Below are 25,905 nucleotides of genomic sequence, written 5' to 3'. Positions count from 1 at the left end.
TTGAATCTCTCCAGGCTGTTGGCCTGCTTCTTGCTACCCTTTGCGTCATCGAAAAGTTAAAGCCGAAGGCGGGAGGATTCATGGGCGCGGCGACGGAAACGTTTTACAGCGTGATCAGGCGGCAAGGCATCACGCGTCGGAGCTTTCATAAATTCTGCAGCCTGACGGCGACGAGCCTCGGCCTCGGACCGCTGGCGGCGAGCCGCATCGCGAACGCGCTCGAGACTAAGCCGCGCGTGCCCGTGATCTGGATGCACGGCCTCGAATGCACCTGCTGTTCGGAGAGCTTCATCCGCTCCGCGCATCCGCTGGTCAAGGATGCGGTGCTGTCGATGATCTCGCTCGACTACGACGACACCATCATGGCGGCTGCGGGCCACCAGGCCGAAGCCATCCTCGAGGAGACCCGCGCCAAGCACAAAGGCCAGTATATCCTCGCGGTGGAAGGCAATCCGCCGCTGAACGAAGGCGGGATGTTCTGCATCGACGGCGGCAAGCCGTTCGTCGAGAAGCTGAAGATGATGGCCGAGGACGCGATGGCAATCATCGCCTGGGGCGCCTGCGCCTCCTGGGGCTGCGTGCAGGCGGCAAAGCCCAATCCGACACAGGCAACTCCGATCGACAAGGTGATCACCAACAAGCCCATCATCAAGGTGCCGGGATGCCCCCCGATCGCCGAGGTGATGACCGGCGTCGTCACCTTCATCATCACCTTCGGCAAGCTGCCCGAGCTCGATCGCCAGGGCCGACCAAAGATGTTCTACTCGCAGCGCATTCATGACAAGTGCTACCGGCGCCCGCATTTCGACGCGGGGCAGTTCGTCGAGGAGTGGGACGACGAGGCCGCGCGCAAGGGCTATTGCCTCTACAAGATGGGCTGCAAGGGGCCGACCACCTACAACGCCTGCTCGACCGTGCGCTGGAACGGCGGCGTGTCCTTCCCGATCCAGTCGGGTCACGGCTGCATCGGCTGCTCGGAGGACGGCTTCTGGGACAAGGGCTCGTTCTACGACCGTCTCACCAATATTAAGCAGTTCGGCATCGAGAAGAACGCCGATCAGATCGGCATGGTGGCGGCCGGCGCCGTCGGCGCCGCGGTGGCTGCGCATGCGGCTGTGACCGCTGTCAAGCGGCTCGCGACCAAGCGCGAAGACGCCGACCACAATAGCTGATCGAAAAGACACAGCAGGGCAGGACAATCATGGTTATCCAGACTCCCAACGGCTTCAATCTCGACAATTCCGGCAAGCGCATCCTCGTGGACCCCGTGACACGTATCGAAGGTCACATGCGGGTCGAGGTCAATGTCGACGCCGACAACGTCATCCGCAACGCGGTCTCCACTGGCACGATGTGGCGCGGCATCGAGGTGATCCTGAAGAACCGCGATCCGCGCGACGCCTGGGCGTTCACCGAACGGATCTGCGGCGTCTGCACCGGCACGCACGCGCTGACCTCGGTGCGCGCGGTCGAGAACGCGCTCGGGATCACCATCCCGGAGAACGCCAATTCGATCCGCAACCTGATGCAGCTTGCCCTGCAGGTGCACGACCACGTCGTCCATTTCTATCACCTTCACGCGCTGGACTGGGTCGACGTCGTTTCCGCGCTCTCGGCCGATCCGCGGGCGACCTCGACGCTAGGGCAGTCGATCTCGAGCTGGCCGCTGTCGTCGCCCGGCTACTTCAAGGATCTGCAGACCCGGCTGAAGAAGTTCGTCGAGTCCGGACAGCTCGGTCCGTTCAAGAATGGCTATTGGGGCAGCAAGGCCTACAGGCTGCCGCCCGAAGCCAATCTGATGGCCGTGGCGCATTATCTGGAGGCGCTCGATTTCCAGAAGGAGATCGTCAAGATTCACACCATCTTCGGCGGCAAGAACCCGCATCCTAACTGGCTCGTCGGCGGCGTGCCCTGTCCGATCAATGTCGACGGCACCGGCGCTGTCGGCGCCATCAACATGGAACGGCTGAACCTGATCTCCTCGATCATCGACCGTCTGATCGAGTTCAACGAAATGGTCTATCTGCCCGACGTGGCGGCGATCGGCTCATTCTACAAGGATTGGCTCTATGGCGGCGGCCTTTCGAGCCAGAGCGTGCTCTCGTATGGCGATGTGCCAGAACATGCCAACGACTATTCCGCCAAGAGCCTGAAGCTGCCGCGCGGCGCCATTATCAACGGCAACCTGTCCGAGGTGCTTCCGGTCGACCACGCCAATCCCGACGAGATCCAGGAGTTCGTGGTGCACTCCTGGTACAAATATCCCGACGAGACCAAGGGACTTCATCCCTGGGACGGCGTCACCGAGCCGAATTACGTGCTGGGACCCAACGCGAAGGGCACCAAGACGGCGATCGAGCAGCTCGACGAAGGCGGCAAGTACTCCTGGATCAAGGCGCCGCGCTGGCGCGGTCACGCCATGGAGGTCGGCCCGCTGGCGCGCTGGGTCGTCGGCTACGCGCAGAACAAGGCGGAGTTCAAGGATCCCGTCGACAAGTTCCTTCGGGATCTGAACCTGCCGATGTCGGCGCTGTTCTCGACGCTCGGCCGCACGGCGGCGCGTGCGCTCGAATCCGTCTGGGCCGGACGCCAGATGCGCTACTTCCAGGACAAGCTCGTCGCCAACATCAAGGCCGGCGACAGCTCGACCGCCAATGTCGACAAGTGGAAGCCGGAGAGCTGGCCGAAGGAGGCCAAGGGAGTCGGCTTCACCGAGGCGCCGCGCGGCGCGCTCGCGCACTGGGTCAAGATCAAGGACACCAAGATCGACAACTACCAGTGCGTGGTGCCGACGACCTGGAACGGCTCGCCGCGCGACCCCAAGGGAAATATTGGCGCCTTCGAGGCGTCGCTGATGAACACACCGATGGTCAATCCCGAGCAGCCGCTGGAGATCCTGCGCACCATCCATTCCTTCGATCCGTGCCTGGCCTGTTCGACGCACGTCATGAGCCCGGACGGCCAGGAGCTCGCCAAGGTCAAGGTCAGGTAGGAGAGGATCATGATGGATGCAGTTGCTCCTGCCTCGGACGCCAGGCCCGACCTCGCGGCGATCGCAGCCGATGCTTCCGGAGAACGTGCGGTGGGTCGTCCCAGCGTCTATGTCTACGAAGCGCCGGTACGGATCTGTCACTGGGTGAACGCGTTCTCGATTATCGTGCTTATGGTGACCGGCTATCTGATCGGAACGCCGTTGCCGACGGTCGCGGGCGAGGCGTCCGACAATTTCGTGATGGGCTACATCCGCTTCGCCCATTTCGCCGCGGGGCAGGTGCTTGCGGTATTCTTCCTCACGCGCATCCTGTGGGCTTTCGTCGGCAACCACCACTCTCGGCAGATCTTCTACATCCCGGTTCACCGCAAGCAGTTCTGGAACGAAGTGCTGCACGAAATCCGCTGGTACGCGTTCCTGGAGCGCGAGCCGAAGATGCATGTCGGCCACAATCCGCTGGCGCAGACCGCGATGGTCACGGGCTTCACGCTGTTCGTGGCCTTCATGATCGTCACCGGCTTTGCACTATATTCGGAAGGTCAGGGCATCGACAGCTGGCAGCACAAGCTGTTCGGCTGGGTGTTTGCGATCTGGCCGAACAGCCAGGACGTCCACACCTGGCATCATCTCGGGATGTGGGCGCTGGTCGTGTTCGTGATGGTGCACATCTACGCCGCGATCCGCGAAGACATCATGTCGCGCCAGAGCATCATCTCCTCGATGATCTCGGGCGAACGGCAATTCCGCGACTGAGACGGGAACGCCAAGTGAAGCCGACATTCTCGCAAGACGATCGCATCCTGGTGCTCGGCATCGGCAATATCCTGTGGGCCGACGAAGGGTTTGGCGTGCGCGCGGTGGAGGAGTTTCACCGCCGCTACGCCGTGCCCGACAACGTCACCATCCTCGATGGCGGCACGCAGGGGCTCTATCTCGTCAACTATCTGGAAGAGGCGGACCGCCTGATCGTGTTCGACGCGATCGACTATGGCCTCGAGCCCGGCCAGTTGAAGCTTGTGCGTGACGACGAGGTGCCGCGTTTCACCGGCGCCAAGAAGATGAGCCTGCACCAGACCGGCTTCCAGGAAGTCATCAGCGCGGCCGACCTGCTCGGCCGTTGCCCGAAACATCTGGTGCTGATCGGCTGCCAGCCGCTCGATCTCGAAGACTGGGGCGGGCCGCTGACGCCGCCGGTGCGCGACCAGATCGCGCCGGCGATCAATCTCGCTTGCGCCATCCTGGCCGAATGGGGCCTCACGGTGAGCCAGCGCGCCGAGCCATTGGCAGATATCGAGCGGCTGCTCGCCAATGACATCGATCATCTCCATTACGAGACGCGGCCGGCCCGATCGGCCACACTGCCGGAGATTTGCCCATGTGCCTCGGCCTGCCCATGACGATTGTCGAGACCGACGGGATCTCGGCGCTGTGCGCGTATCGCGGCGAGCAGCGCCCCGTCTCTGTGCTGCTGCTCTCGAATCCTCCGGTCGGCGCCAAGGTGCTGGTCTATATCGACGCCGCGATCCGGCTGCTGGACGAGGACGAGGCACGCCTGATCGCGAATGCGATCGAAGGTCTCAGCGCGGCGCTCGACGGCGAGGATTGCGACCGCTTCTTCGCCGACCTCATCGACCGCGAGCCGCAACTACCCGAGCACCTGCGGTCCGACTAGGATCGCCGCTGCTTCTCCCGTTTGATGCGTTGACGACATCAGTGACCGGCCGGCCTCGGCGGCCGCTGTGCGCCTGGAAGGTCGATTTCTACCTGCAAAGACAGCTCTCACCAGATATGGCAAGTATCTTTCCATTGAAGCTTGGCTTACAGTCGGCGCCAAGAAATACATGATCTGGATCAATCGGATAAATCCGGACATGTGATAACCGATCCTGGCACGTGGCTTGCTAACCTCTAGTTCGGCAAAAACACAAGCTTGTCAGGAGAGGTTCGTGGAATTCCAGGTGGGAAAGCATGATCTGGCGCGGAGTGGTCTGCCCGAGGTCGATGCTGCGACGGTCGATCATTTTCTTGGCGGAGCGGACGAGGCCGGTGCGGTCGCGGTGCTGCTGTCGGCGGGCGATCCCAACCGCTTTCCGGAGGCAATCGATGTCGCCGTGGTGCTGCCCGAGCTTATCGCAGCCCGCAATCGGCTGCGCGGTGCGATCATCGCACGCGACGCTGAGCGTGTGCTCGGCGAGCGCTTCGAGGTGCGGGTGCAGCCGACGCTGATCTTCGTCGCCAACGGCAAGACGCTGGGGTTGATCGCCAAGATCCAGGACTGGTCGGTCTATGCCGACCGCATCACCAAGCTGATCGACCGGCCGCGCGGGCAAGGCGCCGCAGTCGCCGTCACCATCGTTCCCCAGCATCGCGCACAAGAGGTCGGGCTATGAAGGCCGGCTTCTGGGATGCGCCCGAAGGCGCCGAGCAACCAGTCAACGTGTTTCCGATCGGCGACGAGAGTCTCAATGCAGCGAAGGGCAGCCTGACGGCGGCCGGCGCGCTCGCAAAGCTTGCAACGCTCGACAGTGCGGAGCTTGCAAAGAGCTGCCCGAACGCGGTCGCGCTGCTCTCGAGGATCGCGGATGCCATCGCGGATCAAAAGGCGAACGCGCCGACAAGACTGTTTCGGCTGGCCAATCTCAACGATCTCGAGAGCAAGCTGGTGGCCGACGTGCTCGGCGAAGGCGAGGTCGCCGGCGTCGTCGCGCTGCCGGACGGATCGCTGGCGCAGATCCAGGAATCGGCGCTGGCGGGAATTTGGCGTGTGCGGCTCGAGACTGACGCCACTTCCGAATATCTCGAGATCGGCGCGGTTCCCGAGATCGTCAAGCGTGCGGCTGCCGACCTGACATCCGCCGATTTCGAGATCGGGCAGGTGCCGGAAGGCGCCATGAACGTGCTGCCGGTGCTCGCCGAAATCCGCGAGCGGGCACAGGCCTGGCGCCCCGGCATTCGCTCGCAGATCATCAATTTCACGCTGCTGCCGATGAGCCCGGTCGACATGAGCTTCCTGCAGGACACGATCCGGAACGGACCGATTCAGCTGGTGTCGCGCGGCTACGGCACCTGCCGGGTGCTCTCCACCGGCATCCGCAATGTCTGGTCGGTGCAGTTCTTCAACGCCATGGACACTATCATTCTCGATACGCTCGAAGTCGGCGGCGTGCCGACGGTTGCGCTGGCAGCGGACGAGGATTTCGAGGATTCCGCCGAGCGGCTGCAGGAAATCATCGAGGCCTACTTCAAATGAGCGCCTTCGAGAATTTTGGCGTGCGCCAGGACGTCGCCGACGTCACGCGGCTGGAATGCGGCATCTGCTGGACCGTCTACGATCCGGCGGATGGCGATGAGGTAGCGCAGATCGCGCCGGGCACGCCGTTCGCGGCGCTGCCGGAGGAGTGGCACTGCCCGAATTGCGACGCGCCAAAATCCAAGTTCATGGCGATCGAAACATGACAGGCAGCGCGCCAGCGAGTGCGTCGGGTCCTGCCGGCGACGCCGACGCCGCGGCGTGGGGCGAGCTTCTGACCGCAGGCTACCGGGAGATCGGCGAGCGCGCGATGCGCGATCTACCCATCTACAACGATGCGCTCGGCGTCGAGGCGGTCGGTTTCCGTCCCTTCAACGGCACGATCGTCGGCACCATGGTCACGCCGTGGTTCATGAACGTGGCGATGCCGGCGGGCGCGGTGACGCCAGCCACTTCGGGCGCGACCGTGCGAATGCGTTTTCCCGCGCGCGATATCGAATTCACCCTCAGCGAGGTCGCCCGGATCGGCCGGATCGCGAGCTGCTCGCTGTTCTCGCCGATGTTCCAATTCGCCGACATGGATGCCGCGCGAGCGACGGCCGAAGCCGCGCTTGCCGAATTGATGCTGCCGGCGGACAGCGAGGAGGCGGTTCGCCGCCGCGAGCCCGCGACAAGCCCGATCGATCGGCGTCACTTCCTGCGGGGCGCCTTGACGGAGCGGCATGGATGAGTCTCTCCTTCCGCAACGAGATCGATATTACGGTGCTGTTGTCCGGCGCCACGATCGCCGACGTCGCGATCAAGCCGCGCAACCGGCCGCCGCTGACGCGGCTGTTTGCGGGAAAGCCCGCGGCTTCGCTGCTTCCGGTGCTGCCGCGTCTGTTCTCGCTGTGCTCGATCGCCCATCACGTGGCGTTCCAGTCGGCGGTGGAAGCCGCGCAAGGGCGGGAGGCGGCTCCCGCAACGGTGCGGCGCCGCGTCACCGCAGTCGTCGTCGAGCGGCTGACCGAACTGCTGCGCGGCCTGTTCGTCGGACGGCTCGCGCTCGACGGCACAAACGCTCCGGCGGTGCGCGCCGTAATGCAGGCAAGCGCGCTGCTTGGGGGCGCGGACGAGGCCGTCCCGCCGGCCTTGCATCGCGACGCGGTGGTGCAGATCAAGGCCGCGCTCGGCGCGATGGGGATCGCCGGCGAAGAAGACGAGACGCTCGCGCCGGGCAGCCCGCTCGCCGCCTCCGTCGCGGGATGCCACGGCAAGCTGGTGTCAGAGCCGGAGGCCGCTCCATCCTTCCTGACGGTGGCGGACGATCTAGACATCGTCACGCGCTTGCTGGCGGACGGTGCGGCCTATTCCGATGCGCCGGACCTCTGCGGCCGGATTCCGGAAACCGGCGTCTGGGCGCGCAGGGCACGCCGTGAAGCGGTCTCGGCGGCGGAAGCGGGCTCCGCCGCGCGTCTGAAGGCGCGGATTGCCGAGGTCGCGCGGCTCTGCGCCTGGCTCGATCGTGGCGATGCGGATCTCGATGAAGGCGTCGTCGCGAGCTACCGGCTCGGCGCGGGCAAGGGGGCAGCCGCGGTCGAATGCGCACGCGGGCGCCTCCATCACGCCGTCGCACTGGACGACGAGGATCGCGTCGTCAACTTCGAGTTCCTGGCACCGACCGAGTGGAATTTTCACGCCCGCGGACCGCTGGTCAGGAGCCTCAAGGGCGCGACGCTCGCGACCGGCCGGCAGGGACAGGACGCGGTTCGCGCGCTGGTCGGCTCCTTCGATCCATGCGTCGGCTTCAGCCTGCAATTTCGCGAGGCCGGCCATGCATGAGATGGCGCTGTGCGAAGGCATCGTCGGTATCGTCGAGGAGGAAGCGCGCAAGCGCGCTTTCACCAAGGTGAACGTCGTCTGTCTGGAGATCGGTGCGCTGAGCCATGTCGCGCCGGAGGCGCTGAAATTCTGCTTCGAGGCCGTGGCCGCGCGGACCATCGCGCAAGGCGCGCGGCTCGAGATCGTCGAGACGCCCGGCACGGCTTGGTGCATGGCCTGTTCCAAAACCGTTGAGATCGGGCAGCGTTACGAGCCGTGCCCGTCCTGCGGCGGCTACCAATTGCAGGTGACGGGCGGCGAAGAGATGCGCGTCAGGGAATTGGAGGTCGACTGATGTGTACGGTCTGCGGCTGCAGCGACGGCAAGGCATCGATCGAAGATGCGCATGGTCATCATCATGATCACGGCGATGGCCATGAGCACGGCGGGCACCATCATCATCACCGCGGTCATGGCCACGACCACGGTCACCACCATTACCACGGTGGTGCCCACGACCACGCCCCCGATGAGGCCGGGCTGCTCGACTGCGGCGCCAATCCCGCGGGCCAGAAGATCGCCGGCATGAGCAGCGACCGCATCATCCAGGTCGAGCGCGACATCCTCGGCAAGAACGACCGGCTTGCGGCCGACAACCGCGCCCGCTTCGCGGCCGACGGCGTGCTCGCCTTCAACCTGGTCTCCAGCCCCGGCGCCGGCAAGACCTCGCTGCTGGTCCGCGCCCTGTCCGAGCTGAAGGCAACCTTTGCGATCGGCGTGATCGAAGGCGACCAGCAGACCTCCAACGATGCCGAGCGCATTCGCGCGACCGGCGTGCCGGCGATCCAGGTCAATACCGGCAAGGGCTGTCACCTCGACGCCGCCATGGTCGGCGAGGCCTATGACCGGCTGCCCTGGCTGAACGGCGGCCTGCTCTTCATCGAGAATGTCGGCAACCTGGTTTGCCCGGCGGCGTTCGATCTCGGCGAGGCCTGCAAGATCGTGGTGTTCTCGACCACCGAGGGCGAGGACAAGCCGCTGAAATACCCCGACATGTTCGCAGCCTCGTCGCTGATGCTGATCAACAAGATCGATCTCGCGGCCGTGCTCGATTTCGATGTGGCGCAGACCATCGACTATGCGCGCCGGGTCAACCCGAAGATCGAGGTGCTGACGGTGTCGGCGCGCACCGGCGAAGGCTTTGCGGCGTTCTTTGCCTGGATCCGCAAGCGGATGGCGGCGACGACGCCTGCCGCGATGACGGCGGCGGAGTGACGATGGGCGGCGAGGCCACGGCGCGGGACGGACGGCGGCTGCGCCTGCACGTGCGCGGCGCGGTACAGGGCGTCGGCTTTCGCCCCTATGTCTACGGCCTCGCCACGCGCTACCGCCTCGGCGGCTTCGTCGCCAACGATTCCCATGGCGTCGTCATCGAGGTCGAGGGCGAGCGCGCGTCGGACTTCGTCAGGGCACTGCCGCTGGAAAAGCCGCCGCTCGCCCGGATCGACGAGATCTCGGTGCAGCCGGTCGGGGCGGTGGCGAGCGAGGGGTTTTATATCCGCGCGAGCGACCAGGGCAGGGTGTCGACACGCATCGTCGCCGATGCCGCGACCTGTCCAAAATGCCTGAGCGAGCTGTTCGATCCAGCCAGCCGGTTCTATCGCTACCCCTTCGTCAACTGCACCCATTGCGGTCCGCGCTATACCATTGCCGAGCGGCTTCCTTACGACCGCGCGACCACGGCCATGAAGCGCTTTGCGATGTGCAAGGCCTGTGCGGGCGACTATGCCGATCCCGACAGCCGCCGCTTCCATGCCGAGGCGATCGCCTGCTCGCAATGCGGCCCGCGGCTCAGCCACGGTATCGAGGACATCGCTGCCGCGATCGCCGCAGGCAAGATCGTCGCAGTAAAGGGGCTCGGCGGTTATCAGCTCGTCTGCGATGCCCGGGACGAGGCGGCCGTGCAGCGCCTGCGCCAGCGCAAGCAGCGCGACCAGAAGCCGTTTGCCGTCATGGTCGGCTCGGTGGACGCGGTCGCCGGCATCGCCGACGCCGATGCTGCCGAGCTCGCCTTGCTCGAGACGTCGCCGCGGCCGATCGTGTTGATGACATCGCGCCATCGGCTCTCGCCGGCGATCGCGCCGGAGCTGGCGCGGATCGGCATCGCGCTGCCGGTCACTCCGCTCCTTCATTTGATCTTCGAGGCGCTGGATGCGGCGCATCCGCTCGCTGGCGAGAGCTGGGCGATCGTCGCCACCAGCGCCAATCCCGGCGGCGAGCCGCTTCTGATCGACAATCGCGAGGCCGAGCTGCGGCTTGCCGGCATCGCCGACCTCATCGTCAGCCATGATCGCGACATCGTCACCCGCGCCGACGATTCCGTGGCGGCCGTCGTCGCCGGCCGGACGCAGTTCATCCGCCGTGCCCGCGGCTACGTGCCGGAGCCGGTTCGGCTGGCGCGACCGGTGCCGCCGATCCTTGCGGTCGGCGGCGCGTTGAAGTCGACCGTGACGGTCACGCGCGGCAGCGAGGCCTTCGTTTCCCAGCACGTCGGCGACCTCGACACCGCCGAAGGCGTCCGTGTCTTCGAGGAAACCATCGGCCACCTGCTGTCGACGCTGGACGTCGAGCCGGCGGTTATCGCCCATGATCTGCACCCGAACATAGCCTCGACCCGCTTCGCCGAAGCGAGCGGGCTGCGGCTGATCGCAGTCCAGCACCATCATGCCCATGCCGCCTCCGTGATGGCGGAGCATGGCCTCGCGGGATCTGCGTTGGCGCTGGTGCTCGACGGCTTCGGCCAGGGCAGCGACGGCGGCAATTGGGGGGGCGAGCTCCTGCTGTGCGAGCGCGCGCAGTTCCGGCGGCTCGGCCATCTGGCGCCGATGAAGATGGCGGGCGGCGATCGCGCCGCGCGCGAGCCGTGGCGCATGGCTGCAAGCGCATTGCATGGCCTGGCCCGCGGCAACGCGATCGCGACCCGGTTTGCGGCGCAGCCGCAGGCTGCGCGTCTCCATGCCTTGCTCGACCAGCCGGGCGTACCGGTGACGACCAGCGCCGGCCGGCTGTTCGACGCGGCGGCGGGGCTGCTCGGTCTTTGCCAGGTGCAGAGCTATGAGGGCGAAGCCGCGATGAAACTGGAGGCGCGGGTTCGCGCGCCGCGCTCCATGAAAGACGGCTGGACGATCGAGGATGGGGTGCTGTCCCTGTTTCCGTTGCTTGCGTGCCTTGCGGCCGAGGGCATCGATCCGGTCGAGGGGGCCGGGCTGTTCCATGGCACGCTCGCCGCTGCCTGCGTCGACTGGATCGCCCGTGCGGCGCGCGAGACCGGCGTCACGGCCGTCGCCCTGAGCGGCGGCTGCTTTCTCAACGCGATCCTCAGTTGCGAGATCGAGCGCGGCTGTATCGCCGCCGGTCTCTTGCCGCTGCTGCCGCGGCAAGTGCCGCCCAATGACGGCGGTCTCAGCCTGGGCCAGGCCTGGATCGCCGCGCTCCAACTCGAACAGTACGGCCTGGAAGGAACCGCCTGATGTGTCTCGCGATACCTGCTGAGGTCACGAAGCTCCTGCCCGACGAGATGGCGATCGTCTCGATCGACGGCGTCAGCAAGGAGATATCGGTCGCCTTGATCGAGAATCTCGCCGTCGGCGACTATGTGATCATCCATGTCGGCTATGCCCTGACGAAGATCGATCCGGAGGAGGCAATGCGGACGCTCGAGCTGCTGCGCGAGCTTAGCGCCGAGGGGCAGGGAGCCGCGTCATGAAATATGCCGACGAGTTTCGCGACAAGGAGATCGCGCTCGGGCTTGCGAAAGCGATCCGCGCGGCAGCCGATCCGCAAAAGCACTATCGCTTCATGGAATTCTGCGGCGGCCATACCCACGCGATCTCGCGTTACGGCCTCGAAGACATGCTGCCGAAGAACGTGCGGATGATCCACGGCCCCGGCTGTCCGGTGTGCGTGCTGCCGGCCGGACGCATCGACATGGCGATCCGGCTCGCCGAGCGGCCGGACGTCATCCTGTGCGTCTATGGCGACCTGATGCGCGTTCCCGGCTCGCCGGGCGCATCGCTGTTGAAGGCGAAGGCGCGCGGCGCCGACATCCGCATGGTCTATTCCACCATCGACGCGATCCGGATCGCCGAGGACAATCCCGGACGCGAGGTCGTGTTCTTCGCCATCGGCTTCGAGACCACGACGCCGCCGACTGCAGTCATGATCCGGCTGGCGGAGAAGAAGCAGCTCGAAAACTTCACCGTGTTCTGCAACCACGTGCTGACGCCGCCGGCGATGCAGAACATCCTGGAAAGTCCCGACATCCGCAACGTCGGCCGGGTCGAGATCGACGGTTTCGTCGGGCCGGCCCATGTCTCGACGATCATCGGCACGGCCCCTTACGAGTTCTTTGCCGAGGAGTTCGGCAAGCCCGTGGTGATCGCGGGCTTCGAGCCGCTCGACATGATGCAGGCGATCCTGATGCTGGTGCGGCAGGTCAACGAGGATAGGCACGAGGTCGAGAACCAGTACAGCCGCGCGGTGAACCGCGACGGCAATCTGCGCGCCAAGGAGGAGGTCTCCGACATCTTCGAGCTGCGCGATCAGTTCGAATGGCGGGGGCTCGGACAGGTTCCCTATAGCGGGCTGAAGCTGAAGCGCGTTTATGCCATATACGACGCCGAGGTGCGCTTCGACATGCACGAGCTGCGCGTCGACGACAATCCCGCCTGCGAATGCGGCGCCATCCTGCGCGGCGTGAAGAAGCCGGTCGACTGCAAGCTGTTCGGCACCGTCTGCACGCCGGAGACGCCCATGGGCTCCTGCATGGTCTCCTCCGAAGGCGCCTGCGCCGCACACTGGACCTATGGCCGCTTCCGCGACCACCAGCAAAGGCGCGTGTCATGAAGGCCTACCAGCGCAAGCTCGACATCAGGAACGGCTGCGTCGACCTGTCCCACGGCTCGGGCGGCCGGGCCATGGCGCAGTTGATCTCGGGTCTGTTCCACGAGGCCTTCGGCAATGAATGGCTGGCGCGCGGCAACGACCAGTCGGCATTCGACGTTGGTGCCGGGCGCATGGTGATGACGACCGACGGCTATGTGGTCTCGCCGCTGTTCTTCCCCGGCGGCAATATCGGCTCGCTTGCAGTGCACGGCACCGTCAACGATATCGCCGTGGCCGGTGCACGCCCGCTCTACCTCTCTGCAAGCTTTATCATCGAGGAAGGCTTCCGCTTCGCCGACCTCAAGATGATCGCGGAATCGATGGGCGAGGCTGCGCGCACGGCCGGCGTTCACATCGTCACCGGCGACACCAAGGTTGTCGAGCGCGGCAAGGCCGACGGCCTGTTCATCTCGACCGCCGGCGTCGGGGTCGTGCCCCACGGGCTCGATCTCTCGGCGGAGAATGCCCGCGTCGGCGATCGCGTCCTGATCTCGGGCACGCTCGGCGATCACGGCGTGGCGATCATGTCGAAGCGGCAGAATCTCGCCTTCGAGACCGAGATCGTCTCGGATTCGGCGGCGCTGAACGATCTCGTCGCGAAGATGGTCGAAGCCGGCGGCCGCGGCATCCGCCTGATGCGCGATCCCACCCGCGGCGGGCTTGCCGCCACGCTGAACGAGATCGCCCAGCAGTCCGACCTAGGCTTCCATCTTCGCGAGGAGGCGATCCCGGTCAAGCCGGGCGTCGCGGCAGCGTGCGAGCTGCTCGGGCTCGATCCGCTCCATGTCGCCAATGAGGGCAAGCTGGTCGCGATCGTGGCGCCCGAAAATGCTGCTGCAGTGCTGGCCGCGATGCGGGCGCATCCGCTTGGCCGCGACGCCGCCGACATCGGCGAGGCCGTGGCCGACGATCATCATTTCGTGCAGATGGCCACGAGCTTCGGCGGCGGGCGGATCGTCGACTGGCTGTCGGGCGAGCAATTGCCGAGAATCTGTTGAGGCAAATCATGCGCATCCTGCTCCTGTCGCATTCCTTCAACAGCCTGACGCAGCGGCTGCATGTCGAGCTCAGGGATCGAGGCCACGATGTCGCGGTCGAGCTCGACATCCATGCCGAGGTCACGCGCGAGAGCGTGGCGCTGCATCGGCCGGACCTTGTGATCGCGCCGTTCCTGAAGCAGGCGATTCCCAACGACGTCTGGCGCAGCCTGCAGTGCCTGGTCGTCCATCCCGGTCCGCCCGGCGATCGCGGTCCGGCGGCGCTCGACTGGGCGATTCTGGACGGTGCAAGCGAGTGGGGCGTCACGGTCTTGCAGGCGGATGGCGAGTTCGACGCCGGTCCGGTCTGGGCGTTCCGCAGCTTCCCGATGCGGCGCGCGCCTAAGTCCAGCATCTACCGCAATGAGGTGACGCCCTGCGCGGTTGCGGCGGTGCTCGAAGCCGTCGCGGCGATCGAATCCGGACGGCCTGCCCCGCAGCCGATGGACACGGACGACCCGCGCATTCGCGTGCGCGGACCTTGCCGCCAGGCGGGCCGGGCGATCGACTGGCAGCACGACACCACCGCGACCGTGCTGCGCAAGATCGACAGCGCCGACGGCATGCCGGGCCTTGTCGACAGCCTGTCCTTCCAGGAGGTCAGGCTGTTCGATGCGCATAAGGCGCACGGCATCTTCGGCGTGCCCGGCACCGTCGTCGCGCAATGCGACGGCGCGCTGGCGCGCGCCACGGTCGATGGTGCGGTCTGGATCGGGCATGTCAGGAAGCTCGCGCCGAAGAGCCTGAAGCTGCCGGCGGCGAAACTCTTCGCCGCCGAGGCGGCGCATCTGCCGCACCGGCCCGGCTGCGGCTACGCCCCGATCCGGTATCGCGAGCATGGCGAGGTCGGCGAGCTCGCGTTCTCCTTCTACAACGGCGCCATGGCGACCGGCGACTGTGAGGCCCTGCTCGAGGCCTATCGCGCGGCGCTGGCGCGCCCGACCAGCGTGCTGCTCCTGACCGGCGGCCGGGATTATTGGTCGAACGGCATTCATCTTGCAGAAATCGAGGCGGCCGACAGCCCCGCGGATGAGTCCTGGCGCAACATCAATGCGATCGACGATCTTGCCCGCGCGATCATCGAGACCACCAACCGCCTGGTCGTCTCGGTCATTCGCGGCAATGCGGGTGCGGGCGGCGTCTTCCTGAGTCTTGCCGCCGACGAGGTCTGGGCAAGCGACCAGATCGTCCTCAATCCGCATTACAAGGACATGGGCAATCTTTACGGCTCGGAATACTGGACCTATCTGCTGCCGCGCCGTGCGGGCGCCGCGAACGCAACCCGGATCACGCAATGCCGGCTCCCGATGGGCCTGGCGGACGCGCGGCGCCTCGGCATCGTCGATCGCGTGCTATCGGGCGAGGAGCTTGCCGATATAAGCCTTGTACAGCGCGGCGCCACCATGGCGTCGGATGCCGGCTTTGCCATGCGCCTCGCCGCCAAGCGGCAGCGGCGCGCCGCCGATGAGGCCGAGAAGCCCCTGCAAGCCTACCGCGACGAGGAGCTGCGGCGGATGAAGCTGAATTTCTACGGCTTCGATCCGAGCTACCACGTCGCGCGCTACAATTTCATCCACAAGGTGCCGAAGTCGCGCACGCCGCTGACCATCGCTGGTCACCGGTCCCGGCGTGCGCCAGATCGGCCTGTCGGCATGGCGGTGCCATCGTGAGCATTCAGCGAACCATTCTTTTCGTCGACGACGAGGTCCGCTCGCAGGAAGCGCTGCGGCGCGTGCTCAGGGAGGATTTCGAGGTGCTCTGCGTCGGCAATGCGACCGATGCGGAGAAGCTGCTGGAGGGCGAGATCGTCCACGCGATCCTCTGCGACCAGCGGATGCCGCACGAATCCGGCGTGAGCTTCCTGAAGCGCGTCCGCGAGCTCTGGCCGGATCCGGTGCGGATGATCATTTCCGGCTATTCGGAGTCCGAGGACATCATCGCAGGACTGAACGAGGCCGGCATCTATCAATACATCACCAGGCCCTGGCAGCCGGACCAACTGGTCGAAACCGTCAAGGAGGCGGTTCAGCTCTATCGGCTGCAGAAGGAGACCGAGACCGCCGGCGTCGACGTCAAGGCGACCTCGGGGCACATCAAGAAGGTCGTCTCGGTTAAGCGCGGAGTGCCAAGCAGCTCTACGATTTCGACCGCATCGTGCATTCGACGGAAAGCCCGATGCACGCCCTGATCGGGTTCGGCAGGCGCGCCGCCGACTACGATATCTCGGTTCTGATCACCGGAGACTCCGGCACCGGCAAGGAGCTTCTGGCCCGCGCGATCCGTTACGGCTCGGCGCGGGCCAACAAGGCGTTCGTGGTCGAGAACTGCGGCGCGCTGCCGGACGAGCTCTTGGAAAGCGAGCTGTTCGGTTGCAAGAAGGGCGCCTTCACCGGCGCCTACCAGGATCGCATCGGCCTGTTCGAGGTCGCCGATGGCGGCACGATCTTCCTCGACGAGATCGGCGAGACCTCCCCGGCGTTCCAGGTCAAGCTGCTGCGTGTGCTGCAGGAGAGCGAGATCCGGCCGCTCGGCGCGCAGCGCGTGCGCAAGGTCGACGTTCGCGTGGTGGCGGCGACCAACCGCGACCTGGAGGCCGAGGTCGAGGCCGGTCGCTTCCGGCGCGACCTGTACTACCGCCTCGCCGCATTCCCGGTGCACATGCCGGCGCTACGCGAGCGCCCGATGGACATCCCGCTGATTGCGGAGGGCGTGCTGTCGGCGGTCAAGAGCTCCTTCAACCGGCCGAATCTGCGCTTTGCGCGTACGGTGTCATCTCCACCTTCCCGAAGACAAGTCGTCTCCGGCCAAGGCCCATCATGTTTCATGATGGCCAAGGCGGCAATGCCGACAATGGCGCCGCGCCCTGCGACGAAATGACGAGATGGAGGGAGCCCCTGACGGGCTTTGATCCGGACCGCCGCCTGAGAGACCCAGGCGGCGATCCAGTGCGAATTAAGCGAACTTGGGGAAGTTCTAAGGCCGTGCGAAACGCTAACCCGGCCGGTGCGGGCACATCAAGTTTCGTAGTGTTGCTCCGGCCGAGATTCATTGCAGCCACCAGGAAATTGCCACACATCGCCAACGGAGGTTCCAACGCATCACGGCCCATTCGCAAGCCTCAGCGCCGCCTCGACCGCGTCCGCCAGGATCTCCTCCGACAATTGCCGATCGCTCACCGCGCGCGACAAGCCGGCATTACAAACTTCGTCGCGGGTCAACCGGGCGCCGGCAAATCGACGCTCACGCAATTCTCGAAGACGAATCCGGGATACAGCGGCCTAGCGCGCGTTGCCGCCGAGGATCTAACCGCGATCTCCCCGCAGCATTACTTTTCGCACGTTGACTAGCTAAGCCGTGTAACGGCAACTTGAGGCGTGGGCCGATCTCTGCAAAACCGGCCTTCAAGTACAATGCTGAGTTGGGGCTACGGCTCCACATGGGTTGCCTCGGCGCCCCCACTTCAAGCTGGACCCAGTCCTTTAGCGTACCCAGGCCCACCGCAGCCTCAATGAGACGCATCGCGACCCCAGACGATCGCTGATCGGGCACCACGTAGAGTTCGGTGATAATACCGTAGGTTCCGCCCGCAAAAAGGGCGGCGCTTTCCGACAACATAATGAGGCCGACCGGACGTTCCTCCGTGAAAGCCAGAAAACCATAGACGCGCTCTTTCATGGCCAGGAGCTCGACAACAAGCTGGGTATCCAGTCCACCCTGCTTTTGTCCGCCCTCAAGTTCGGCAAGTAGTGCAGCAACCATGTGGGTCACCGTTGTGGCGTCATCGATAGACACTTCACGCGTGGTCACCATGTCATATCCTCTTCTAAGTTTAACCAACATACGACGTGATCCAGAGACGGCATGGGGCAGGAGGCTGCCGCAGCACCCGATTCAAAACAGATACGCCGCGCCGTTGAAGGTCAGATGACGCCTTAGCTCACACTGAGGTGATAGCGTCTTCGTGTCGCTCCTAGCTAAAAACATCTCAGAAACTCGAACGATAACTTATCGAATATCGTAATGGTTGCACGGAGCGCTCTCTTCTTTGGACCTGCGTGTCGCCCCACATCGTGTTCATGCTCGCTCGGACGTTGCAGGAGTGCGGCTGACCGCTTGCGAACACGGATGGATCTACTTTCCCCTTGTAGAGCAGCTCAAACGGCAGGCCGACCAGCGATTTTCCGGATCCAATTCCGAGCAACGACGTTCAGCGGCCCCATTGCGATGGCTGCGCGCGAGCATCATGAGCGTCCCTGACCAGCAGCATTGCCTGAGATCAATGCTCTCAGAAACTTGTCGAACGCGCGAGTCCAAGACACACTGTTTTTCTTGTGTTTAGATAATCAGCTTTCTTTAATTTCTCATCGGACGCGCCATTTGTTGCCGCGACGTAGACCATCGCGGACGTCCGACGACGGGTGCAATTTGGTCGTTGAGCTCGCGATTAGGCCAGCTTCTCTCGTGTTCTTCGAATAGACAATGTCCCGTCCTGATGAGCCGGGTTCACGGCGAACCATCGCATTGCGGTTCAATGCTTTCTGAGAGTATCGTCAGGCCGTGTCGTGCCAGATCGTCTCTATCGTTCCCTTGGATCACTTTACGGATCTGTTTGTTGGAAGACTGTTCTAACGCTTGCGGACACGCGTTACAGCGTAAGACGGTCGCGGCATTTCAGCAGAAGAACGCTTAAGGTCACCGATAAAGCGGCGGGCTTCTGCCATTCCAGAATCAGGTAGTGCTGCACGACGAAGATACCGGGCTATGGGCGCTTACACTCCTGCCAGCGCGCAAACGGCAAGAAGGATGAGGCATACGTCTGAAGTAACCTACTACGCCACTTTGCGGTTCGTAGCCCTCCTATGACAGAGCGGGCCCGAAACGGCTGACGCGCGATTCGCCCTCCATGGTTGCGCCGGCTAGCATGAACCAAGGCTTAGTTGATTCGGGATTACTCCATTCTGCGCCCGCCGTGACATTTCGCCATCAATGCGTATCGGCATTCCTCTGCACCGGCGCCGTCGGAACGATGTGAACGACGTGATAGCCGTTGTCGTGCAGGTACCGTAGGAAGGCGGGCATCATCGCGGCGGTATGTGCCTTGGCGTCGTGAAACAGAATGATGCCCTTCCCCTCAGCATTCAGTCGGCTGGTGATGAGCTTCAGTTCCTGGTCTGGCGTCATTTCCTCCCAGTCGCTGGCCCACAGGTCCGCTCCAAACACGACGATACCCCGATCCTGAAGCAGATCGAGCGTCTTAGGCGTCGAGCCGAAATTGGGGAAGCGGAAGAACGGCGTCGAGGGCGCAATTGTCGATATGCCATGGAGCGCTATTTCGTCGGCCGCGATCCCGCGGTCGTTGTCCTCTTTCGCCTTCTCGAAGCTGATCTTCGACGCCATCGAATGCGACCATGTGTGGTGCGCGATGGTGTGGCCTTGCGCGGCCGCGCGCCGCACGAGCTCGGGAAATTGGGCCAACGACTTGCCGACCAGGAAGGATGTGGCTCGGACGCACTCCTGCGCGCGCGCTGTCAAGCACTTTTTCCGTGTACGGCGGCCGCGGCCCATCGTCGAAGGCCAGCACAACTTCGTGGTCGGCCAAGGGCGGGGTCTGAGGAAAACTCTTTAGTCCGACCCGCGGATAAGTCTTGACGTCAACGGCGAGCACGCGTGAAGTTCCGAGCGCGTCCTTGCGCGGGCAGTCGGCCGCGTCCGCAGCCGTGATGCCGGCAAGCACCGCCGTCGCGGCGCTCACAAGCAGCAGGATCCATTCGTCCAGACATCTGCCATCAAGGTTGTGCCCGGACAGGTCTCTGGTTGCGGCTTTGAACAAGATAGTCCTGCCGCCCTGGCTGGAGTTACATTAGCTTGCCGGCGGTTTCAGCCGCCTCGTTTCCATTCCGGACTAGCTGTCCCGTCGCGGTCGACCAGCGCTCGGATCGGACTACTTCGCTCCCGAGCGCATCAGATTGTCCTGCAGCCAGATCATTTGCTGCTTCGTCGTATTGGATGGGTTAAGCCGCGCAATTGTACTTTGCCGGTCCCCACAAACGTCGGCTCCTGCTATGGTTACGTTCGCCCCTGCACAGTAGCCATATGGCGATATTGATTAATGCAATGTCGCGGCACTGACGCCTGAATTCCGTGTTCTAATGCCTTTTTCGATGGATTTCGGATACGGCTTCTTCGCGAAGCCGCCAATACATCGTTCACAGCAGCGAGACCATCGGGATTTCACACTTCCTTGTGCACGATCTCGATCGGCTCCTCGTGGTCCGATGTAGACGAGCAGGCTCGAGCAGCGCGACGCTGGCCGCGGTCAGTGCCAGGAAGCTACCGGAAACAAGGTCATGATTTGCGCATGAAATATCCTCGATTGCACCTCAGACGAGAGAGCAGCAATCGCTGCGTTTCGCCGTTTGACCGATCAACACATAAGTTGATACTCGAAAATCGGCGCACTATTGCTGCCGTTGTTAGAAGGGAATGCGTTTTCCAGCGTGATTACGGCTCGCTCCGCCGTCTTGCCGCGAAGACAAAGAAATCGCTCATGAGAGCTCTAGGATTGAGAGCCTTGGCGCGAACCGCGTTTGCAGCCCTAACAGACCAGGTCTGATTGAACGCCTGCCATTTGCGCGCTCCGCAGGTTCCATCCGATCCGGCGTCAACTTTTGAATCAAAGTGAGTAAGGCAGGAGTCGTCAAAAATGGCCATGTCACGCTTTAGCTCAGTCATCGGTGCGAATTCGTCCGGATAGCTCACCAGGATCTTCAGGACTGTGACCTGGAAATGTCATTTGAGGGACTACCTCCACATGGTCGGTCTTTGGGAAAGGGCTTCGCGGCCGATTTGTTTGAGGCGGTCGGGCGTCGTCTCGCCTCTGATAGCGGCCTCCAGAATCTTCGAGGCGACGTAGGTGCGGGCACCGGTATCGTATGGGGAAAGGCTCTCGCAGACCTCGTCGAGGATCGCGCGCAGAAGCGCGGTGGTAGCGGCATCCAACATTTGGAGATCTCCCCCATCCCTAGCGAGGAAGATAATGCACATCTCGCATTTCGCGATTCAAGTGTGTTTGATCGGATGAGAACTATGCGACTCCGGCGCCTCGCCACAGAGCGCTCTCTAGCTTCTCCTGACGCCTAAATTCTGCGTTCGAGCGGCTTGTTTCGATGGAGTTCAGCGCATCGATGGCGCGCTTGTGCTGGCCGACAAATCGCCGTGGCCGCGATCGCCAGGTCGCCAGATAATTGGTCTTGGCATACGCGACGTACCTTTGGGAGGCGAACTCGCCGACCCCAGCACCGGAATTCACAATTCCATCTGTACGATCTCAATCGGCTCGCCGCCGAGACCATGGGAGAAGTCGCCTCTGCCCAGGCTTCTGAACCCGAGCTTTCGGTAAACTCTTTCGAGGCAAGGTAAATAACCGAGTTACCTCACCAGGCTGGGCGTCGACAAATCCAACCACAACACCGTCGCGCAGACACGCGGTCACTCGTCCCTTGGCATCAGTTCTTCGTAGAAAGCCGGCGTGGGCTTACCCATCCAATTCTCGATTTGATTCCGATAGGACGCCCCTGCAAGGCCGGCGATTGACGCCTTCGTGATGCAGTAAGTCGCCTCCGCGTCTTCGGAGCACGCTTCTCGGAAAGAACATTTGCCGTCGGCTGTCATAAGAAGCGAGTTCCAGATCGTCGCTCACGCGTCATCGCGTTTTCGAATTGGCTACACCTCAATCGGGTGCGGCAAAAGCGACAGGGCGCCTGGCCAAATAGGCGGGTGGGCTGGCCGCGGAATTCTGCTCGATGTGCGCCGAAGGGACCGGAAAGTGCATCGCAGTCCCAAATGAAAATTGCAGGATTCGGACCCAGACCTTCTTCGTCGCCTGAGATGGCCGGCTAATACGTACCGTCCCGCAAAGTCCCGCAGTCTCATTCTGACGAAGGGTCTGCCTGTCCGCTAGATGGCGAATAATCCGACCCCGGTCCCTCAAAAACTGTTCGTCCACGAAAAAAACCCATTCACTGAAAACTTCATATTTCATTTCTGAGCTCATTCCGTCGTTTGGTTGCGAACCGCACTAAGGGGTCGACAACGGCAGTATCACGTTGTCGATCAACCGTGTCGAACCGACGTAGGCTGCGGCGCATAGTGCAGCTGTACGCCGCAGAGGACTCTCGGCGGGCTTGAGCGTATCAGCGTCGACAAGCTCAAGGTACTGCAGTTGATCGACTGTATTCAAATGCTCCCTTGCGATCGCAATCAGCTGTTCCACGTCGCGCTCTCCTAAGCGAAACTTATCCGCTGCGGCGAACAGCCCACGGCTGATGGCAAGAGCGCGCCGGCGTTCTTCCTCGCTTAGATAGCGGTTGCGGCTGCTCATCGCGAGCCCGTCCGGTTCCCGCACGGTTTGTACGGTGACGATCTCGATTGGAAGATTGAGGTCAATTGCCATGCGGCGCACCACCGCGCATTGCTGAAAATCCTTTTGCCCAAAAAAGGCGACATCCGGCTGCACCATGTTGAACAGCTTGCCGACGACAGTCGCCACCCCACGAAAATGATCAGGCCTGAAAGCTCCGCACATTGGTTTTGCGAGCTCGCCCGGTTCGACGAAGGTCTCAAATTGAGTCGGATAGATCTCCTGTACATCCGGCGCAAAGACGATCGCAACGCCCGCATCGCGACACAGCTCTTGATCGCGCAAGAAGTCGCGCGGATACGTGCTGAGATCCTCATTTGGCCCGAACTGAGCGGGGTTGACGAAGATGCTCACGACCGTGACGTCGGTTTGAGCCCTGCTCGCCTCGACCAGTGTCAGGTGGCCCTGGTGCAGGTAACCCATGGTCGGAACGAACCCGATGCGCTTGTCAGCCTTGCGAGCTCTCGCGAGAACGCGACGCAGCTCAGCTACCGTCGTTATTGTTTGCATGTTGTGTCTTCGATCACGTTGGATTACAGGGGGTCCAGTTCGCGAATCTATCGCGAAGGCCTTCAGGAAGTCGATAGGACTCTTGTGGTGCGGAAATGCACCCTTACGAACATCCGTAGCCCAGCGCGACAACACCTCTTGCAACAGCTGAAAGCAATCTACATAGGCCCGAACGAATTTGGGACGATGACCTTCGGTCAATCCTAGCGCGTCGTGAAGTACCAGCACCTGGCCCGAGCAATTGGGTCCGACGCCGATTCCGATCGTCGGTATCCTCATGGATTCGGTCGCTCGCGCTGCGAGCTCAGCCGGAATACCCTCCAGGACGAGAGCGATGCAGCCGGCCTCCTGTAGACGGTGGCGTCATCGAGCAAACGCAAAGCGTCATCGGCCTTCCGGCCCGCACCTTGAACCCACCCATGACATTGACGCTCTGAGGGGGTGAGGCCGAGGTGGCCCATCACGGAATTTTCGCGATCGAAAGGCGCGCACCATTTCGACGCGCTTGACTAAGCGGCCTTGGATAAATGTATCCGGCCTTTGATTGGAGCGTCGAATAAGAACTTTTCAGCCGTTCTTTCCTCATGCGGAGCGGTTTTGGGTCACGTTGACGCACACCGCACGACCAAGCTCAGCTTAAGCCGAGGGAGGTCCCTTAGCCGTAGACGGTTCGCCGGCACGGCTCCGCCGGATTGATCCATTGACCTCGATCGAGGCCGCCCAAACCACGAAGCCGTACTCAGCAAGGCTGCGAGCCCAAGAGGAACGAGATCTTTCGTGTCGGACTTAGAATCGGCACGCGCTGCAAGGCACGGGAAGGCGATGTCCATTAAGTGTCAGCGTCGATAGCAATTGTAGTCGCAATATCCTCTCCGCGTTAGCACATCTCGCACGTAACCTGCACCTAAGGACCGAGAACATTCGATGCAGGTTTTGTCGCCGCGCGGGGTCCTTTGCTTCACGAGTATAAATTTCATAGCGGGGCCCCGTTAAGTCATGTATTAAGCCGCTCGCAACCAGCGAAACCATTGATGGTCGGCCTCCCGCCGCGCCTTGAAGCGGTCGACGCATTTCTTGGAACAAAGGGCCGTTCGCCAGCAGTAGTAACGGATCAGCCCGAACCTTCCACCGCATATCGCGCAGCACCTTACTGAACTGCGGTGCGAACTATGAGAGCTGTTGTGCATTCCTCGCCTCCTGTCGGCATTACGTGGATAGCCCCCTTTTCTTCGCTGCAACACCATGCCCGCACGTGAAGTGCGACGCTGGCGATGCCTAGTACCCGGTTCGCGGCATGTACGGACACTGGGCGCAAGAGTTTGAGCTCTGAATTGCGCCTCCTTGGCGAAGCGGCGCGCTCCATCGGGGTGCTTCGCCGGACAAGTCTTAATTGTTGACTCTAACGATATTTCGATCTTGATTAATGCAATGAGTCGCGCGTTGACGCTTAAATCCCGCGTGCGGGCCACTTTCCTCGACGGAATTCAACTGGCGCCGGTGGGGTGCGTACAGCAACTCGTTTGGAGTTATCAGCATCACCCTCTTTGCGATTACGCGGTCAAAGGGCGGCAATCCGAAACCCGACGGTCACGAACTGCTGCCCTGAAAATGGAATTGTCTGGTGCCTAATCAGAGCCCCGCAGTGCGCAATGACCGGCCGCCGCCCACCCATCGGACGGTTACTTTAGAAGACCACCGTCCCTCCATCGCGGGTCGCCCCCGGTCATTAGTTGAAAATGACCCTGAACCTGGCTTCCGAGGATTTTCTGCGCCGTGAAGCCATTTTGCGGTGAAATTCACCTCAAGGTTGGGGTCCGATTATGCGGTACGATCGGATAGATGCCCGCATCCTAGAGATCGTGCAAAGAAACAACCGCATAACTTCCGAGGCAGTCGGCGAACTCGCCGGGCTTTCTGCCACCGCGTGTCAGCGGCGACCGAAGAGGGCTCCGTTGTGAAGGCATCATCGAGGCCGACATCTCGATCGTTTCGCCGAAGGCGGTAGGCAGACCTATTCAAATGCTTGTGCTTGTGAGTCTGGAGCGGGAGCGTGCCGATATAATCGACAAATTCAAGAAGGCCGTTAGATCGTCAGGTGAAGTCGTCAACGGCTTCTACGTCACCGGCGATGCGGACTTTGTCCTATACGTTACCGCCCGCACCATGGAGGATTATGAGGAGTTCACCCGGAAGTTTTTCTATGTGAACCCTGACATAAAGGGCTTTAAGACGATGGTCGTGTTGGATCGCATAAAAGCGGGCTTTGCCGTACCAGTCGAAGCTCCCCCGGAGGATTGACCGCTGATTCAGGTTGTTCATACCGCGGATCGCTGCGTTTGCCTTTCTTCGCGAACGCTAACGACGCGCAAGACCATCAACCGAGCCACGGTCGAGGCCTTGCAAGGCCGAGCGAGACAACCTGAAAAGGCGGCCACGACAAAGCCATCGCTTGTATCAACGCTGGTCGGAGTCTGGCTCGGGGGTCAGCGGCGCGCCCCCGACCGAGACTGGCCCTTCTGGTTTAGAGGGCTGGATCAGTCTCTTTGCTGGCCTCAAAACGGGATGGGGTGCCGGCGCAGAAGGAGTCGGTGGCAAGACGTAGCGACGGGTAGATTTCTGCAAAGACACAATATTCGCAGTCAGCGCCTCGATCTGATCCGCCATCCGTTTCAAATCGGCTTGCTGCGCACCGATGTTGTGATTGAGCTCTGCGATTTCAACAATTACCCGCCGTTGCCCCGATCGAATCTCCGAGAGAGCGTCCCTATCCTAAGGGCCCGTCCATAAACAACTGCGTCATAATTGCCAGAGATCGCGAGGATTTTTTGATGAGTCGCGCGACGTAGCGTCGTGGGATGATTCGAGCCGCTCAGGCGCGCGCCGCGCGGAAGCGCTATCGGGAGATGGCCCCTGTTCTGAATGAACAGAGCCTCCGGCGCTTTGTCGCCCTGGA

Annotated in this window: 21 protein-coding genes and 4 pseudogenes; 19 read left to right on the top strand and 6 right to left on the bottom strand. The window is 62.8% G+C overall.

Annotated elements, in window-relative coordinates; all coding sequences use genetic code 11:
• The first annotated feature begins 80 nt into the window (after positions 1-80).
• The 18 genes and pseudogenes from GWG65_RS30240 to GWG65_RS30155 form a co-directional block, all read left to right on the top strand.
• Positions 81-1,172, top strand: a complete 1,092-nt coding sequence (locus GWG65_RS30240) for a hydrogenase small subunit (RefSeq protein WP_148744607.1) — start codon at positions 81-83, stop codon at positions 1,170-1,172.
• 29 nt (positions 1,173-1,201) lie between these two features.
• Positions 1,202-2,992: a nickel-dependent hydrogenase large subunit gene (locus GWG65_RS30235; protein ID WP_275199149.1), complete on the top strand. Its 1,791-nt coding sequence runs from the start codon at positions 1,202-1,204 to the stop codon at positions 2,990-2,992.
• Between the two features lie 9 nt (positions 2,993-3,001).
• Complete coding sequence (gene cybH, locus GWG65_RS30230; protein ID WP_148744603.1) at positions 3,002-3,745, top strand: Ni/Fe-hydrogenase, b-type cytochrome subunit; 744 nt, start codon at positions 3,002-3,004, stop codon at positions 3,743-3,745.
• A 14-nt stretch (positions 3,746-3,759) separates the two neighbouring features.
• A complete protein-coding gene (locus GWG65_RS30225; protein ID WP_275199148.1) occupies positions 3,760-4,389 on the top strand; it encodes a HyaD/HybD family hydrogenase maturation endopeptidase in 630 nt (209 codons plus the stop codon).
• A complete protein-coding gene (locus tag GWG65_RS30220; protein ID WP_275199147.1) occupies positions 4,368-4,664 on the top strand; it encodes a HypC/HybG/HupF family hydrogenase formation chaperone in 297 nt (98 codons plus the stop codon). The genes GWG65_RS30225 and GWG65_RS30220 overlap by 22 nt, the downstream gene beginning before the upstream one ends.
• Before the next feature lie 274 nt (positions 4,665-4,938).
• Positions 4,939-5,382: a hydrogenase accessory protein gene (locus GWG65_RS30215; protein ID WP_275199146.1), complete on the top strand. Its 444-nt coding sequence runs from the start codon at positions 4,939-4,941 to the stop codon at positions 5,380-5,382.
• Positions 5,379-6,242: a hydrogenase expression/formation protein gene (locus GWG65_RS30210; protein WP_275199145.1), complete on the top strand. Its 864-nt coding sequence runs from the start codon at positions 5,379-5,381 to the stop codon at positions 6,240-6,242. The genes GWG65_RS30215 and GWG65_RS30210 overlap by 4 nt, the downstream gene beginning before the upstream one ends.
• On the top strand, positions 6,239-6,448 hold the full coding sequence (locus GWG65_RS30205) for a rubredoxin (RefSeq protein WP_239625902.1): 210 nt from the start codon (positions 6,239-6,241) through the stop codon (positions 6,446-6,448). Before GWG65_RS30210 ends, GWG65_RS30205 begins: the two co-directional genes overlap by 4 nt.
• Positions 6,445-6,972 carry a [NiFe]-hydrogenase assembly chaperone HybE gene (hybE, locus tag GWG65_RS30200; protein ID WP_275199144.1) on the top strand — a complete coding sequence of 176 codons (528 nt, stop codon included), beginning with the start codon at positions 6,445-6,447 and terminating at the stop codon, positions 6,970-6,972. The genes GWG65_RS30205 and hybE overlap by 4 nt, the downstream gene beginning before the upstream one ends.
• Positions 6,969-8,063, top strand: coding sequence for a nickel-dependent hydrogenase large subunit (locus GWG65_RS30195; RefSeq protein ID WP_275199143.1), 1,095 nt, complete (start codon positions 6,969-6,971; stop codon positions 8,061-8,063). Before hybE ends, GWG65_RS30195 begins: the two co-directional genes overlap by 4 nt.
• Positions 8,056-8,397, top strand: coding sequence for a hydrogenase maturation nickel metallochaperone HypA (hypA, locus tag GWG65_RS30190; protein ID WP_275199142.1), 342 nt, complete (start codon positions 8,056-8,058; stop codon positions 8,395-8,397). Before GWG65_RS30195 ends, hypA begins: the two co-directional genes overlap by 8 nt.
• Complete coding sequence (hypB, locus tag GWG65_RS30185) at positions 8,397-9,317, top strand: hydrogenase nickel incorporation protein HypB (protein ID WP_275199141.1); 921 nt, start codon at positions 8,397-8,399, stop codon at positions 9,315-9,317. The genes hypA and hypB overlap by 1 nt, the downstream gene beginning before the upstream one ends.
• Before the next feature lie 2 nt (positions 9,318-9,319).
• A complete protein-coding gene (gene hypF / locus GWG65_RS30180; protein WP_275199140.1) occupies positions 9,320-11,572 on the top strand; it encodes a carbamoyltransferase HypF in 2,253 nt (750 codons plus the stop codon).
• Positions 11,572-11,808, top strand: coding sequence for a HypC/HybG/HupF family hydrogenase formation chaperone (locus GWG65_RS30175; protein ID WP_085398637.1), 237 nt, complete (start codon positions 11,572-11,574; stop codon positions 11,806-11,808). The genes hypF and GWG65_RS30175 overlap by 1 nt, the downstream gene beginning before the upstream one ends.
• On the top strand, positions 11,805-12,947 hold the full coding sequence (hypD, locus tag GWG65_RS30170; protein ID WP_275199139.1) for a hydrogenase formation protein HypD: 1,143 nt from the start codon (positions 11,805-11,807) through the stop codon (positions 12,945-12,947). Before GWG65_RS30175 ends, hypD begins: the two co-directional genes overlap by 4 nt.
• Entirely contained in the window at positions 12,944-13,984 is a 1,041-nt protein-coding gene (gene hypE / locus GWG65_RS30165) for a hydrogenase expression/formation protein HypE (protein ID WP_275199138.1), read from the top strand. Before hypD ends, hypE begins: the two co-directional genes overlap by 4 nt.
• Before the next feature lie 8 nt (positions 13,985-13,992).
• On the top strand, positions 13,993-15,693 hold the full coding sequence (locus GWG65_RS30160; RefSeq protein ID WP_275199137.1) for a hydrogenase maturation protein: 1,701 nt from the start codon (positions 13,993-13,995) through the stop codon (positions 15,691-15,693).
• A pseudogene (locus GWG65_RS30155) lies at positions 15,690-16,780 on the top strand (sigma-54 dependent transcriptional regulator); the annotation flags it as partial. The gene GWG65_RS30160 and the pseudogene GWG65_RS30155, both read left to right, overlap by 4 nt.
• Before the next feature lie 483 nt (positions 16,781-17,263).
• On the opposite strand, the gene GWG65_RS30150 reads toward GWG65_RS30155, so the two are convergent.
• The 6 genes and pseudogenes from GWG65_RS30150 to GWG65_RS30125 all read right to left on the bottom strand — a co-directional run.
• Complete coding sequence (locus GWG65_RS30150; protein WP_148744572.1) at positions 17,264-17,833, bottom strand: GNAT family N-acetyltransferase; 570 nt, start codon at positions 17,831-17,833, stop codon at positions 17,264-17,266.
• Between the two features lie 1,173 nt (positions 17,834-19,006).
• Positions 19,007-19,781: pseudogene (locus GWG65_RS30145) on the bottom strand (polysaccharide deacetylase family protein).
• A 743-nt stretch (positions 19,782-20,524) separates the two neighbouring features.
• A complete protein-coding gene (locus GWG65_RS30140) occupies positions 20,525-20,782 on the bottom strand; it encodes a hypothetical protein (RefSeq protein WP_275199136.1) in 258 nt (85 codons plus the stop codon).
• 42 nt (positions 20,783-20,824) lie between these two features.
• On the bottom strand, positions 20,825-21,025 hold the full coding sequence (locus tag GWG65_RS30135) for a hypothetical protein (protein ID WP_275199135.1): 201 nt from the start codon (positions 21,023-21,025) through the stop codon (positions 20,825-20,827).
• Positions 21,026-22,100: 1,075 nt separating this feature from the next.
• A complete protein-coding gene (gene panC, locus GWG65_RS30130; RefSeq protein ID WP_148743629.1) occupies positions 22,101-22,952 on the bottom strand; it encodes a pantoate--beta-alanine ligase in 852 nt (283 codons plus the stop codon).
• 13 nt (positions 22,953-22,965) lie between these two features.
• Positions 22,966-23,477, bottom strand: a pseudogene (locus GWG65_RS30125) (3-methyl-2-oxobutanoate hydroxymethyltransferase); the annotation flags it as partial.
• Between the two features lie 1,295 nt (positions 23,478-24,772).
• Here GWG65_RS30125 and GWG65_RS30120 point away from each other — a divergent pair.
• A pseudogene (locus tag GWG65_RS30120) lies at positions 24,773-25,250 on the top strand (Lrp/AsnC family transcriptional regulator).
• Positions 25,251-25,905: the final 655 nt, after the last annotated feature.

This window comes from Bradyrhizobium sp. CSA207 (genome assembly GCF_029051685.1).
In the GTDB taxonomy this organism is placed as follows: domain Bacteria; phylum Pseudomonadota; class Alphaproteobacteria; order Rhizobiales; family Xanthobacteraceae; genus Bradyrhizobium.
The sequence above is the reverse complement of the archived record's forward strand: the minus strand, read 5'-3'. Positions and strand labels throughout refer to the sequence as shown.

Bases quoted from the DNA above. Each gene is read 5' to 3' on its own strand.
- GWG65_RS30240 (WP_148744607.1), top strand. From the start codon at position 81: ATGGGCGCGGCGACGGAAACGTTTTACAGCGTGATCAGGCGGCAAGGC.
- GWG65_RS30235 (WP_275199149.1), top strand. From the start codon at position 1,202: ATGGTTATCCAGACTCCCAACGGCTTCAATCTCGACAATTCCGGCAAG.
- cybH (WP_148744603.1), top strand. From the start codon at position 3,002: ATGATGGATGCAGTTGCTCCTGCCTCGGACGCCAGGCCCGACCTCGCG.
- GWG65_RS30220 (WP_275199147.1), top strand. From the start codon at position 4,368: ATGTGCCTCGGCCTGCCCATGACGATTGTCGAGACCGACGGGATCTCG.
- GWG65_RS30210 (WP_275199145.1), top strand. From the start codon at position 5,379: ATGAAGGCCGGCTTCTGGGATGCGCCCGAAGGCGCCGAGCAACCAGTC.
- GWG65_RS30205 (WP_239625902.1), top strand. From the start codon at position 6,239: ATGAGCGCCTTCGAGAATTTTGGCGTGCGCCAGGACGTCGCCGACGTC.
- hybE (WP_275199144.1), top strand. From the start codon at position 6,445: ATGACAGGCAGCGCGCCAGCGAGTGCGTCGGGTCCTGCCGGCGACGCC.
- GWG65_RS30195 (WP_275199143.1), top strand. From the start codon at position 6,969: ATGAGTCTCTCCTTCCGCAACGAGATCGATATTACGGTGCTGTTGTCC.
- hypA (WP_275199142.1), top strand. From the start codon at position 8,056: ATGCATGAGATGGCGCTGTGCGAAGGCATCGTCGGTATCGTCGAGGAG.
- hypB (WP_275199141.1), top strand. From the start codon at position 8,397: ATGTGTACGGTCTGCGGCTGCAGCGACGGCAAGGCATCGATCGAAGAT.
- hypF (WP_275199140.1), top strand. From the start codon at position 9,320: ATGGGCGGCGAGGCCACGGCGCGGGACGGACGGCGGCTGCGCCTGCAC.
- GWG65_RS30175 (WP_085398637.1), top strand. From the start codon at position 11,572: ATGTGTCTCGCGATACCTGCTGAGGTCACGAAGCTCCTGCCCGACGAG.
- hypD (WP_275199139.1), top strand. From the start codon at position 11,805: ATGAAATATGCCGACGAGTTTCGCGACAAGGAGATCGCGCTCGGGCTT.
- hypE (WP_275199138.1), top strand. From the start codon at position 12,944: ATGAAGGCCTACCAGCGCAAGCTCGACATCAGGAACGGCTGCGTCGAC.
- GWG65_RS30160 (WP_275199137.1), top strand. From the start codon at position 13,993: ATGCGCATCCTGCTCCTGTCGCATTCCTTCAACAGCCTGACGCAGCGG.
- GWG65_RS30150 (WP_148744572.1), bottom strand. From the start codon at position 17,833: ATGGTGACCACGCGTGAAGTGTCTATCGATGACGCCACAACGGTGACC.
- GWG65_RS30135 (WP_275199135.1), bottom strand. From the start codon at position 21,025: ATGTTGGATGCCGCTACCACCGCGCTTCTGCGCGCGATCCTCGACGAG.
- panC (WP_148743629.1), bottom strand. From the start codon at position 22,952: ATGCAAACAATAACGACGGTAGCTGAGCTGCGTCGCGTTCTCGCGAGA.